Below are 13,643 nucleotides of genomic sequence, written 5' to 3' on the forward strand. Positions count from 1 at the left end.
TGAATAAAATTTAAAACACGACATTTATCTGCAAATTAGCAGAAACAAAGCAGATAAAATCAGGTTATAAATAAAAATGCCCGCACTGCGCGGTAATAACCCGCAAAAAACAGTGATGTACATCACACAAAAAATTGACTGTCCCGCTGCGCAAACAGCGGTTTAAAATCCTGAAAATAGTTTTTTTTCATTAAATTATCGCAAAAAACCCGCCCGCATACTGCCAATCCCTGATATTTGACCGCCATAGTATTTCCCGGTAAGTTGAAAAATGACGTTCCGGAGCACCTGTGGTCAGCACCGATATAATAATTATACCCACAACATCACAATACCCTTTGCTGAGATATCTGTCGTCAGCAGGGCTGACTGAGGCCCGGAAACAGCTTTGCCGCAGAAATGCGGCGTAATGTGAGACATGCAAAAGGGGCCACATATGCTTTATAACCCGTCACAGGATAAGGACAACTGCGGTTTCGGCCTGATTGCCCACCTCGAAGGACAACCCAGCCATAAAGTCGTGCGTACCGCTATCAGCGGACTGGCGCGGATGCAGCATCGCGGTGCGATTCTCGCCGACGGCAAAACCGGCGACGGCTGCGGTTTATTATTACAAAAACCCGATCGTTTCTTTCAGATGATAGCTGAAGAGAATGAATGGCGGCTTGCGCGCAATTATGCGGTCGGCATGCTGTTTCTCAGTCAGGACCCGGCAATTGCACAAAGCTGCCGCGCTATCATTGAAGAAGAGCTGGCTGACGAAACGCTGTTTATCGCCGGATGGCGCAAAGTGCCGGTCAGACCGGAAATTCTCGGTGAAATCGCCCTCGCCGGTATGCCGCAGATTGAACAGGTTTTTATCAATGCACCGGCCGGGTGGCGGGCACGGGATCTGGAACGCCGTCTGTTTATGGCACGCCGCCGCATTGAAAAACGCATCAGTGACCCGGATTTTTATGTCTGCAGTCTGTCCAACCTGGTGACGATTTATAAAGGTCTGTGTATGGCCGCCGATCTGCCGCGTTTTTATCCGGACCTGGCCGATTTAAGAATGGAATCCGCCATTTGTCTGTTCCACCAGCGTTTTTCCACCAACACCGTTCCGCGCTGGCCGCTGGCACAGCCGTTTCGCTATCTCGCCCACAACGGCGAAATCAATACCATCACCGGTAACCGCGAATGGGCTCGTGCACGCGCTTATAAATTCCGCACGCCGCTGATCCCGGATCTTATCACCGCCGCCCCGTTTGTTAATGAAACCGGCTCTGACTCCAGTTCGCTGGATAATATGCTGGAACTGTTCCTCAACGGCGGGATGGATCTGGTGCGTGCCATGCGTCTGCTGGTGCCGCCTGCCTGGCAGAATCATCCGGATATGGATGACGATCTGCGTGCCTTTTTTGATTTTAACTCTATGCATATGGAGCCGTGGGACGGTCCGGCCGGGATTGTTATCTCTGACGGCCGCTATGCCGCCTGTAACCTTGACCGCAACGGCCTGCGCCCTGCCCGCTATGTTATCACCACGGATAAACTGATCACCTGTGCCTCCGAAATCGGTATCTGGGATTATCAGCCGGATGAGGTCACAGAAAAAGGCCGTGTCGGCCCGGGTGAGCTGCTGGTGATTGATACACAGGAAGGCCGCATTCTTCATACCCGCGAGACAGATAACGATCTCAAAACCCGTCATCCCTATAAAGCCTGGCTGGAAAAAAATGTTGTACGGCTCACGCCGTATCAGGATCTGATGAATGAAACACCGCCGCAGCGTGCGCTGGATGATGCACAACTGGCGGTGTATCAGAAACAATTCGGTTATACCCTCGAAGAGCTGGAGCAGGTATTGCGGGTGCTGGGAGAAAACGGCCAGGAAGCGGTGGGATCGATGGGAGATGATACCCCGTTTGCGGTACTCTCCGCCCGCCCGCGTCTGATTTATGATTATTTCCGTCAGCAGTTTGCCCAGGTAACCAACCCGCCTGTCGATCCGCTGCGTGAAGCCCATGTCATGTCGCTCGCCACCAGTATCGGCCGGGAGATGAATGTCTTCTGCGAAGCGGAAGGTCAGGCGCACCGGCTGAGTATGGCTTCCCCGGTGCTGATGCACACGGATTTTGAACAACTGCTGAGCCGCGATCCGGATTATTACCGTGCGGAACATCTGTCACTCTGTTTTGATCCGCGGGAAACCACGCTGGAACAGGCGATCCGCACTCTGTGCGATAACGCAGAAGCTGCCGTCCGCGGCGGCGCGGTTCTGGTGGTACTGAGTGACCGGCAGATTTCCCCTGACACACTGCCGATCCCGGCGCCAATGGCAGTGGGTGCGGTACAGCAGCGCCTGGTCAGCCGCAGCCTGCGCTGTGACGCCAATATTATTGCCGAAACCGCCGGTGCCCGTGATCCGCACCATTTTGCCGTGCTGCTCGGGTTCGGTGCTACCGCCATCTATCCTTATCTCGCCTGTGAATCCCTGCTGAAACTGTGCAGCGATAACGTCCTCACCCATTCACCGGCACAGGTGTTACTCAACTATCGCAACGGCATCAACAAGGGACTGTATAAAATCATGTCCAAAATGGGGATCTCCGCCGTTTCCTCATACCGCTGCGCCAAACTGTTTGAAGCGGTCGGCCTGAGTGATTCTGTGGCCGAGCTCTGTTTCCGGGGTGTGCCGAACCGGATCGGCGGCGCGGATTTCAGTGATTTCCAGCAGGATCTGCATAACCTGTCACGCCTCGCCTGGCTGCCGCGCAAACCGCTCGACCCCGGCGGTCTGCTGAAATACATCCATAACAGTGAATATCACGCTTATAACCCGGATGTGATCGCCACATTGCAAAAAGCGGTTCACAGCGGCAATTATGCGGATTATCAGCACTATGCTGCGCTGGTAAACGGCCGCCCGGCCGCCATGCTGCGCGATTTGCTGGCCCTGCGCACAGACACACAGGCAATCAGTATTGATGAGACAGAATCTGCCGAATCCCTGTTTTCACGCTTTGATACCGCCGCCATGTCGATCGGCGCACTCAGCCCGGAAGCCCATGAAGCACTGGCTATCGCCATGAACCGGCTCGGCGGCAGTTCTAATTCCGGCGAAGGCGGCGAAGATCCGGCACGCTTCGGCACAGAAAAAAACTCCAAAATCAAACAGGTCGCCTCCGGGCGTTTTGGTGTCACGCCTGGTTATCTGCGCAGTGCGCGGGTTATCCAGATTAAAGTGGCACAAGGCGCGAAACCCGGTGAAGGCGGCCAGCTGCCGGGGGATAAAGTCACGCCGTATATCGCCTCACTGCGCTATTCCGTGCCCGGCGTCACCCTGATCTCCCCGCCTCCGCACCACGATATTTACTCTATCGAAGATCTGGCTCAGCTGATTTTCGATCTCAAACAGGTAAATCCGGACGCACTGATTTCCGTCAAACTGGTTTCTGAGCCGGGCGTCGGCACGATTGCCACCGGGGTGGCCAAGGCCTACGCCGACTTTATCACCATTTCAGGGTATGACGGCGGTACCGGTGCCAGTCCGCTTACCTCGGTCAAATATGCAGGTACACCGTGGGAACTGGGGCTGGCAGAAGCTCAGCAGGCACTGGTCAGCAATGGTCTGCGTCATAAAATCCGCTTACAGACAGACGGCGGGCTGAAAACCGGGCTGGATATCATTAAAGCCGCGATCCTCGGGGCGGAAAGCTTTGGTTTCGGCACCGGACCGATGGTTGCGCTCGGCTGTAAATATCTGCGCATCTGCCACCTGAATAACTGCGCCACCGGTGTGGCAACCCAGGATGAAACGCTGCGCCGCGATCACTATCACGGCCTGCCGGAGCGGGTGATGAATTATTTCCGCTTTATTGCGCAGGAAACGCGTGAGCTGATGGCACAGCTCGGGGTGCGGAAACTGACCGATCTTATCGGCCGCACGGATTTACTGGTCAGAATTGAAGGCACTACCGCACGACAGCAGAAACTGGATCTGTCCGATCTTCTGGTATCACCGGTGCCCCATGAAGGTGCGGCGCTGTTCTGCTCTCAAACCAACCCGCCGTTTGATAAGGGGGAACTGAACCGCCGCATTCTGGATGATACCCGCACCTGCGTGCAGACACAGCAATCCCGCGCATTTTATTATGATATCCGCAATACCGACCGTTCGGTGGGTGCCGCCCTGTCAGGGTTTGTGGCGGAACTGTACGGCAACAGCGGGATCGCCGCCTCTCCGCTGAAACTGCATTTCACCGGCACCGCCGGGCAGAGTTTCGGCGTCTGGAATGCCGCCGGGATTGAACTGACCCTGACGGGAGATGCCAATGACTACGTCGGTAAAGGTATGGCGGGCGGGCAGATTGTTCTGCATCCGCATCCGGGTTCTGCGTTTGCCGCTCACGACACCACCATTGCGGGCAATACCTGTCTGTATGGTGCCACCGGTGGTAAGTTCTATGCCGCAGGCCGCGCCGGAGAGCGCTTTGCTGTCCGTAACTCCGGTGCACTGGCCGTTGCCGAAGGTGTCGGTGATAACGGCTGTGAATATATGACCGGCGGGATTGTCTGTGTGCTCGGCAAAACCGGTATCAACTTCGCCGCCGGTATGACCGGCGGATTCGCTTATCTCTATGATGAGGATGGTACCGCCGCCGGACGTGTCAACCCGGAAATGGCGGAAACCCGTGATATCAGCGGGCTGCCGGTTTTGCAGGAACATCTGCGCGGCATGCTGGAAGATCACCGCCGCCTGACCGGTTCCGCCAGAGCAGACGCACTTCTCAGAGAATGGACAGAACAGGCCGGGCGGTTTATCCTCGTCAAGCCGAAATCTGCGGATATTCATGCACTTGCCGGGATAAACAACCGGTCAGACAGTGAATTACGGGTCCGGGCACAGTAAGGGGAATCAAGATGAGCCGCAATGTTTATCAGTTTATTGAATTACAACGTACAGATCCGCAAAAGCTGCCGCTGGCACTCCGTAAAACCGAATTTATCGAGATTTATGAGCCTTTTTCACCACCTCAGGTGAAAGAGCAGGCCACCCGCTGTCTCGGCTGCGGTAATCCGTACTGTGAATGGAAATGCCCGGTACATAACTACATTCCCAACTGGCTGCGGCTGGCGGAGGAAGGCCGGATTATTGAGGCCGCAGAGCTGTCACACCAGACCAACAGCCTGCCGGAAGTGTGCGGCCGGGTGTGTCCGCAGGACCGGTTATGTGAAGGTGCCTGTACGCTGCATGATGAGTTCGGCGCCGTCACTATCGGCAATATTGAGCGTTACATCACGGATAAAGCCTTTGAAATGGGCTGGAGACCGGATCTCTCTGCTGTCCGCCCGACAGGAAAAAAAGTTGCCGTGATCGGTGCCGGCCCTGCCGGTCTGGCCTGTGCCGATGTCCTGATCCGTAACGGCGTAACCCCGGTGGTGTTTGATAAACATCCGGAAATCGGCGGGCTTCTCACCTTTGGTATTCCGTCGTTTAAGCTGGAAAAATCCATTATGCAGCGCCGCCGTGAACTGTTCACTGAAATGGGCGTGGAATTTCAGCTGAATACCGAGGTCGGAAAAAATATCACCCTCAGTGAATTACAGCAGCAATACGACGCCATATTTATTGGTGCGGGCACTTATCAGCCGATGAGCGGCGGACTGAAAAATGAAGACGCTGCGGGCGTATACAGCGCCCTGCCGTATCTGATCGGTAATACCCGCAAGGTCATGGAACTGCCCGATGATGATTCAGCTCCGTTTATTGATCTGAAGAATAAACGCGTTGTGGTGCTCGGCGGCGGAGATACCGCAATGGACTGTCTGCGGACCGCTGTTCGCCAGGGCGCTTCGGAAGTGACCTGTGTGTACCGCCGTGATGAGGAAAATATGCCGGGCTCGCGCCGTGAGGTGAAAAATGCGAAAGAAGAAGGCGTGAATTTCCGTTTTAACTGTCAGCCATCCGCCATTGAAACCGATGCATCCGGCACTGCATGTGGTGTCCGCGTATTCACCACACGGTTAGGTGATGCAGACAGCAGCGGCCGCCGTCAGATTGAAACGGATGATGACTCCGCTTTTGTTATTGATGCTGATGCGGTCATTATCGCTTTCGGTTTCCGGCCGCACGCCATGCCGTGGCTGGATGCCCTCAGTGTCACACGGGATCAGCAAGGCCGGATCAGCGCCCCGGCACAGGCAACTTATCCGTTTGAAACGTCTGTCAGCGGTATTTTTGCCGGGGGTGATGTGGTACGCGGCTCAGATCTGGTGGTTACCGCCATTGCCGAAGGCCGCCGGGCGGCAGAAAGTATTCTGGATTATCTGCATGTATAAAAACGGATTCACACTTATATAAAACCCGGTAACGGGAAGGCTGAAAATTCCCCTTCCCGTTATTGTCTGTCCCCTGAAATCCGGTTTTGTGCTTCAGATTTGACGACACCGTTTTATTGTCTGTCAGACAAATATCAGATATCTAATTATTACTACTCATATATTTTTAATTACCGGCTGTTAGTATTATCTGAATTTCGGATCATAAGGAAATATCCAATGGCAGATTTACGCTATATTACAGGCGGTGCAGATGGCTGGCTTAATGTCAAAAGAGAACCCGCACAAAACATTATCGCACTCCCCGGAACATTAAAAGTTGATGTAACCAGTAATAAGAATGGTCGCGACTATTTTACAGCGTCAGAAGGTGTGGAAAAAGGGAAAAACTTTTCTGTTAAAGAGGGGTATTTATCAAGAGTCAGCCCGAATTACCGATCAGCAGCGTCACTCAGTTTTTCTGTTTCAAATGAAATACTGGAATATCCTTACGGGAAAATACATGCTTTCACCGATGATATCAACCCAATCCCTGTTGGTATTCACAATATTCAAATACCTGATTTTCCGCATGATGGCGGTTTAGGATATACCGTACAATCACCGTTTGCCAAAAATTGGTTTTATTTGGGAACAGGAAATGCAGTCCCGGGTAATAATGACCGGTATTTACATCCCGGAAGAGGTACTTTAGGCTGTATTACTGTTGACCCTACCAAATGGACAGAATTATACGAATATCTTATTCGTTGCAGGAGCGGAGATGGAAAAACTGTCGGTCGTGTTACTGTTACTCGTTAATAGTCTTTTTATTGCACCTGCCAGTGCCGGTATTGATACGCTTGTTTTAAAAAATACGGCTGATGCCCGGCAGCCCGGCCTGGTTCTTGATGGCCTGAAAAATGCGGCAATATCACCTGATGATACCGTGCTTTCACAATTTAATACGCCGGCTGTCAACGCAATGGCAAAGAAAAACTGGTCAGCTGCCGGAAAAATGTATGGCGAAAAGATGCTGCGTTATCCTTCACCCGACACTATCGTACACTATGCTGATGCCCGGTTATTAATGCTTAAAGAAGTAAAAATCAGGCACAATGCCTTAACTGAGTTTAATACGGTGGTTGTACCGGATACACTTCTCTATTATCGCTCGGCTGAAACCGTGGATAATCAGATTAATCAATTATCCGCAGATGAAAAACAACACCTTCGCACGAAAATAGCCTGCATTGAGACGTTTATTGCAGACAAAGAAGCAAAAACATTTACCTGCCCGATACTCCGGTAATCCCGGCAGAATTTCAGTAAAAAGACCGCTTTCGCGGTCTTTTTATTTATCGGTCTGTTACTTCACGACACGCAGGTTCGGACGGCCCCGCGGTGGTTTCGGCGGTTCCGGGTCATCCCCGTCAGTGCCTTCTTCCGCCGGTTTTTCCGGTTCGTCGTGGATCAGGGTGATGTTATCCGCCGCCGGTGTCAGAATTTCGTCTTCTTCCGTAGCTTCATACGCGGCTTCCGGCTCAAACATCATGCCCGCCCCGTTTTCACGGGCGTAGACAGCGATGATCGCGGCCATCGGTACATCCACCTGACGCGGAACACCACCGAAACGGGCATTAAAGCCGACCCACTCGTTGGTCATTTCCAGATTACCCACAGCACGTGGCGCAATATTCAGGACAATCTGACCATCCTGAGCATACTCCATCGGTACATTCACACCGGGGATATTCACATCCACCACCAGATGAGGTGTCAGTTCATTATCCAGTAACCACTCATAGTGTGCCCGTAACAGATAAGGCCGGCGTGGTGTTAATTCCTGAATATCCATCCGTGATTAACCCCGTGACTGTAAACGCATCTCACGCTCAGCTTCTGTCAGTGAAGCCAGGAAAGAGTCACGTTCAAACACACGCTGCATATAGAACTGCAGGTGTTTGGTATCAGAAGACGGACGTGCGGACAGGTCGATACCCAGTACCGGCAGACGCCATAACAGCGGGGACAGATAGCAGTCCACCAGGCTGAATTCTTCATTCATGAAATACGCATATTCTTTGAATACCGGCGATACAGCAACCAGCTCTTCAGTTAACTGTTTGCGGGCCTGATTCGCTTCCTGGGCTGAACCCTTTTCAATTTTATTCATCAGCGAGTACCAGTCCTGCTCGATGCGGTGCATCATCACACGGCTCTGCGCACGCATCACCGGATAAACAGGCATCAGTGGCGGATGCGGGAAACGCTCATCAAGGTATTCCATGATAATACGTGAATCATATAAGGTCAGCTCGCGATCCACGAGTGTCGGTACCGTCTGGTATGGGTTCAGATCGATCAGGTCTTGTGGCAGGTTGCCTGCTTCGACATGCTCAATTTCAAAACTTACCCCTTTTTCCGCCAGTACAATCCGTACCTGATGGCTGAAAATATCGGTCGGGCCGGAGAACAGAGTCATTACCGAACGTTTGTTGGCAGCGACAGCCATGAAAACCTCCAAGTTTATCAAAATAAAGGAATGAACAGCGCAATACGCCATTCCTACCTGTAATCTCTCACTGAATCCGGGAAAGAAAACCACAGCGAACCAATCCGGGCGCGCGGCAGTGTGTTCAGAGGCGAGAAAATGTTTGTGCCAGTTTACCAGATTTTGCTCAACTTAGGGTGAGTCCGGACAAAAAATCATTCAAAAACACTAAAAATGAAGTTTAATCGGGAGAGATTCGTAAAATAAATACGAAATTACAGGTTATGACGGGATAATTGACGGCAGTTATGCGGTTATAAAAAAACCCGCCGGTGGCGGGTTTTTTGTATTCCAACGAAACCAGTGATTAACGTTTGGAGAACTGTGGACGGCGACGTGCTTTGCGCAGACCCACTTTTTTACGTTCAACTTCACGTGCATCACGCGTTACGAAGCCTGCTTTACGCAGCTCAGAACGCAGAGATTCGTCGTACGCCATCAGAGCACGGGTGATACCGTGACGGATTGCGCCTGCCTGACCAGAAATACCACCACCTTTAACAGTGATGTACAGATCCAGTTTTTCTAACATTTCAACCAGTTCCAGCGGCTGGCGAACTACCATGCGTGCTGTTTCGCGGCCGAAATAGTTTTCGAGGCTGCGTTGGTTGATGACGATGTTACCACTACCCGGCTTAATAAAGACACGAGCGGATGAACTTTTGCGGCGACCAGTGCCGTAGTATTGATTTTCAGCCATTGCCTATAATCCCGATTAAATGTCCAGAACTTGCGGTTGCTGTGCCGCGTGATTGTGCTCGTTACCTGCGTAAACTTTCAGTTTACGGTACATTGCACGACCCAGAGGGCCTTTCGGCAACATGCCTTTCACAGCGATTTCAATAACGCGCTCAGGATGGCGTGCGATCATCTCTTCGAAGGTCGCTTGCTTAATACCACCAACGTAGCCAGTATGGCGATAGTACACTTTGTCTGTACGCTTGTTGCCGGTTACAGCAACTTTTTCTGCGTTCAGAACAATGATGTAATCACCAGTGTCAACGTGAGGAGTATATTCCGCTTTGTGCTTACCGCGCAGACGGCGGGCTAATTCAGTTGCAAGACGGCCTAAAGTTTTGCCGGTTGCATCAACAACGAACCAGTCGCGTTGTACGCTTTCTGGTTTAGCTGTAAAAGTTTTCATTAAAGCTTACCCAATAAATAAGTTACATGTTGGTGAACCAATGTTCAGAAACTGAGGCTCACACGACGCTTGTCCAGTAAACCTACCCCTTCGAGCAGAATCATCTGGCGCTAGTTGCAGTCTTCTTTGGGAAATAAAGAAAACCGCTGTAACGTGGGGTCGCAAGATTATAGAGAAGTCCCTGCAAAAAATCGACCCCAAATTAAAAATAATTCCCCGAAACCCTTTTCAGGGGCGCGCATTATACCAGATGCGGCAGTTTCAGGTACTCCTCACTTTGCATTTCCTGCAACCGGGAGAGGCATCTGGCGAACTCAAAGGACAATAATTGCCCCTGATAGAGAGAATCCATCGCGTTCTGCGCCTGAATAACCAGTTTTACTTTCCGCTCATAAAACTCATCAACCAGCGCCAGAAAACGCCGTGCGGCATTCTCATTTTCCGTGGTCAGCACCGGAACATCATATAAAAGTACGGTGTGATAGATTTTTGACAGCGCAATATAGTCGAGCTGGCTGCGCGCATCCTCACACAGTGTCCGGAATGTCACCGCCAGCACACCATCCGTTTCCCGGACGACCGCCAGCGGACGATGATTGATGGTCAGCGCCGCCTGTCCGGCTTTCTGCCCGCCGGTCAGCCGGGAGAACATGCTGTCCATTGCCGCTGATGTTTCCGCATCCGCAGGCGTCAGCCACAGATGCGCCTGTGTCAGGGTACGCAGACGGTAATCGATCCCCGCATCCACATTCAGCACATCACAATATTTTTTGATCTGCTCAATCGCCGGCAGGAACCGGGCACGCTGCAACCCGTTACGGTACAGATCATCCGGCGGAATGTTGGAGGTCGCCACCAGCGCGATACCACGGCGGAACAGCGCTTCCAGCAGTGTGCCGAGGATCATGGCATCGGTGATATCGGAGACAAAAAACTCATCAAAACAAAGCACATCAGTTTCCTGAGCAAAGCCGTCAGCGATACTCTCCAGCGGATTTTCATGTCCCTGAAGCGCCGTCAGCTCCTCATGCACCCGCAGCATAAAGCGGTGGAAATGCAGCCGCAGTTTACGTGGGCCGGGAAGGCTGTCATAAAACAGATCCATCAGCCAGGTTTTACCGCGCCCGACCCCGCCCCACATATAAATCCCCTGCACCGGCGGACAACTCACCGGTTCCGGCGCTTTTTTCAGCCAGCGGCTCAGGGTGCCGCGCAGCCCTTTTTCCGGTTCAGGAAGACAGGGAATGCGCATCAGGAGCGCCTGATGCATCTCAGTCAGCTGGTCAACAGTACGCCGCTGCACCTCGTCCGGCGCAAATCCGCTGCCGTTCAGTGCCTGCTGATACAACTCACGCGGTGTTGTGCTCATAAACAGTAATCCCTTAATATTAACAGAGGTTTTTATTGAGATTTTTATGATATAGCGGCAGGTATTATACCCGGAAATCCGGGATAATGCCGGAAAGCCTTACCTTCACTATTCCCCCCGGACGGCAAATCCGGTTATAGTGACAACAGATTCTAACGCGCATGATGCACATAAAGGAGTAGCCATGATTTGGGTATATGCACTCATCGGATTAGCAGTTGGTTTAATCATTGGTGCGCTGGCCGTTCGTCTGGGCAGTTCTAAGTTCAGAGAGCAGGAAGCAATGAAACGTGACCTGGAAAAGAACAAGGCCGAACTGGAAGAGTACCGCAAAGAGCTGGTCAGTCACTTTGCCCGCAGTGCAGAACTGCTGGATAATATGGCAAAAGATTACCGCCAGTTATATCAGCACATGGCGAAAAGTTCCTCAGAGCTGATGCCGGAACTGTCCGCACAGGATAATCCGTTCAGCTACCGCCTGACGGAAGCAGAGGCCGATAATGATCAGGCACCGGTAAAAATGCCGCCGCGTGATTATTCAGACGGCTCATCCGGCCTGTTCCGTCCCGTCGAAACAAAAGAAAACTAATCTGTACAAAACCGCGGTCTCCCGCGGTTTTTTTTCACCTGAATTCAGCCGCTTAATACGGTCTTCCGAATCATTCCCCGCACTAATCTTCAATTCACGTAAAGCCTTGTAAAGGTTGTTTTATTTCCGTTGAATGCGGAACTTTTGCACCGATATAACGTCATATGAGTATCTGCGTATGCTGCGGCTGACCTGCCGCGGGTTCTGCTTATTAATTGATGAGACACAAAACGAATGATGAATAAAAAGAAAAAAAACCTGCTCAGTGCTGTTGCCATCAGCCTCGGGTTATCCCTCGCGGCGCTGCCTGCGGTATCAAATGCGGCTTTACCGGCCAAAATGGCCACCGGTGAATCTCTGCCGAGCCTGGCACCGATGCTGGAAAAAGTGCTGCCGGCCGTGGTCAGCGTGGAAGTCTCCGGTACTGCGGTTGCCCGTCAGCAGGTGCCGGAAGAGTTTAAATTCTTCTTTGGTCCGAATATGCCGTCACAGCAGGAAAGTGTCCGTCCGTTCCAGGGACAGGGTTCCGGTGTGATTATTGATGCACAGAAAGGCTATATTCTGACCAACAACCACGTTATTCAGAATGCGGACAAAATTCAGATCCAGCTCAACGACGGCCGTAAATATGACGCGACCTTAATCGGCCGCGATCCGCAAACTGACATTGCGCTGTTACAGGTGAAAAATGCTCCGAATCTGACCGCTATCACACTGGCGGATTCCGATAAACTGCGCGTCGGTGATTTCACCGTGGCTGTCGGTAACCCGTTTGGTCTGGGTCAGACCGCGACATCCGGGATTATATCAGCATTAGGCCGCAGCGGCCTGAATGTGGAAGGACTGGAAAACTTTATCCAGACCGATGCCTCCATCAACCGGGGGAACTCCGGTGGTGCGCTGGTCAACCTCAACGGTGAACTGATCGGTATCAACACCGCGATTCTGGCACCGGGCGGCGGTAATATCGGGATCGGCTTTGCTATCCCGAGTAATATGGCCAAAGACCTGACCTCACAACTGATTGCCACCGGCGAAGTCAAACGCGGCTCTCTCGGTATCCGTGGTACAGAAATGAACGCAGATATCGCCAAAGCGATGAGTGTGGAAGCCCAGCGCGGGGCATTTGTCAGCGAAGTGATTCCGAAATCCGCCGCCGCCAAAGCGGGGATTAAATCCGGTGACGTTCTGGTATCCGTTGACGGTAAACGCGTCAGCAGCTTTGCTGAACTGAGAGCCAAAATCGGTACCACCGCACCGGGTAAAGAAGTGAAAATCGGTCTGCTGCGCAAGGGTAAACCGCTGGAAGTCAGCGTGATCCTGGATGACAGCGAAGGCCAGACCACCAAAGCCGAAAACCTGACTACCCTGCTGCAGGGCGCAACCCTGAGCAACGGCAGCAATAAAGAGGGTAATAAAGGCGTGAATATTGATGCGGTACAGAAAGATTCTCCGGCAGCCATGTCAGGACTTCAGCCGGGCGACCTGATTATCGGTGTCAATAACCAGCGCGTAATGACCATTGTTGAACTGCGCAAAATTATCGACAGCAAGCCAAGCGTACTGGCGCTGAATATTTTACGCGGCGATGACAATATCTATCTGCTGCTGAATAATGCCGGCCGCTGATACATTTCCGCCGTAAATATAAACACCGCGCCGCGTAAAACGGCGCGGTGTTTTA

Annotated in this window: 11 protein-coding genes; 6 read left to right on the plus strand and 5 right to left on the minus strand. The window is 52.2% G+C overall.

The window, feature by feature from the left end; genetic code table 11:
- Positions 1–436: 436 nt before the first annotated feature.
- From gltB to JC793_RS15990, 4 genes are all read left to right on the plus strand, one after another.
- Entirely contained in the window at positions 437–4,894 is a 4,458-nt protein-coding gene (gene gltB, locus JC793_RS15975; RefSeq protein ID WP_218426657.1) for a glutamate synthase large subunit, read from the plus strand.
- Between the two features lie 11 nt (positions 4,895–4,905).
- On the plus strand, positions 4,906–6,324 hold the full coding sequence (locus tag JC793_RS15980; protein ID WP_218426658.1) for an FAD-dependent oxidoreductase: 1,419 nt from the start codon (positions 4,906–4,908) through the stop codon (positions 6,322–6,324).
- Between the two features lie 219 nt (positions 6,325–6,543).
- Complete coding sequence (locus tag JC793_RS15985) at positions 6,544–7,125, plus strand: hypothetical protein (protein WP_166708532.1); 582 nt, start codon at positions 6,544–6,546, stop codon at positions 7,123–7,125.
- Positions 7,088–7,615: a hypothetical protein gene (locus tag JC793_RS15990; protein WP_218426660.1), complete on the plus strand. Its 528-nt coding sequence runs from the start codon at positions 7,088–7,090 to the stop codon at positions 7,613–7,615. The genes JC793_RS15985 and JC793_RS15990 overlap by 38 nt, the downstream gene beginning before the upstream one ends.
- Positions 7,616–7,672: 57 nt before the next feature.
- Here the strand turns inward: JC793_RS15990 and sspB are convergent, their stop codons facing one another.
- From sspB to zapE, 5 genes are all read right to left on the minus strand, one after another.
- Complete coding sequence (gene sspB, locus JC793_RS15995) at positions 7,673–8,161, minus strand: ClpXP protease specificity-enhancing factor (protein ID WP_046892986.1); 489 nt, start codon at positions 8,159–8,161, stop codon at positions 7,673–7,675.
- Between the two features lie 6 nt (positions 8,162–8,167).
- The gene (sspA, locus tag JC793_RS16000) at positions 8,168–8,818 is read right to left on the minus strand and encodes a stringent starvation protein SspA (RefSeq protein ID WP_004236347.1); all 651 of its coding nucleotides are present in this window, start codon (positions 8,816–8,818) and stop codon (positions 8,168–8,170) included.
- A gap of 346 nt (positions 8,819–9,164) precedes the next feature.
- The gene (gene rpsI, locus JC793_RS16005) at positions 9,165–9,557 is read right to left on the minus strand and encodes a 30S ribosomal protein S9 (RefSeq protein ID WP_015422974.1); all 393 of its coding nucleotides are present in this window, start codon (positions 9,555–9,557) and stop codon (positions 9,165–9,167) included.
- Between the two features lie 15 nt (positions 9,558–9,572).
- Positions 9,573–10,001: a 50S ribosomal protein L13 gene (rplM, locus tag JC793_RS16010; RefSeq protein ID WP_004236344.1), complete on the minus strand. Its 429-nt coding sequence runs from the start codon at positions 9,999–10,001 to the stop codon at positions 9,573–9,575.
- Positions 10,002–10,242: 241 nt separating this feature from the next.
- Positions 10,243–11,370 (minus strand): cell division protein ZapE, encoded by a 1,128-nt coding sequence (gene zapE, locus JC793_RS16015; RefSeq protein WP_218426662.1) that lies wholly within the window; start codon positions 11,368–11,370, stop codon positions 10,243–10,245.
- 184 nt (positions 11,371–11,554) lie between these two features.
- Between zapE and zapG the strand changes: the two genes are divergently transcribed.
- Both zapG and degQ read left to right on the plus strand, forming a co-directional pair.
- Positions 11,555–11,959, plus strand: coding sequence for a Z-ring associated protein ZapG (zapG, locus tag JC793_RS16020; protein WP_046892988.1), 405 nt, complete (start codon positions 11,555–11,557; stop codon positions 11,957–11,959).
- Positions 11,960–12,193: 234 nt separating this feature from the next.
- On the plus strand, positions 12,194–13,588 hold the full coding sequence (degQ, locus tag JC793_RS16025; RefSeq protein WP_080947975.1) for a serine endoprotease DegQ: 1,395 nt from the start codon (positions 12,194–12,196) through the stop codon (positions 13,586–13,588).
- Positions 13,589–13,643: the final 55 nt, after the last annotated feature.

Source organism: Morganella morganii (assembly GCF_019242955.1).
GTDB classification, from domain to species: Bacteria; Pseudomonadota; Gammaproteobacteria; order Enterobacterales; family Enterobacteriaceae; genus Morganella; species Morganella sibonii.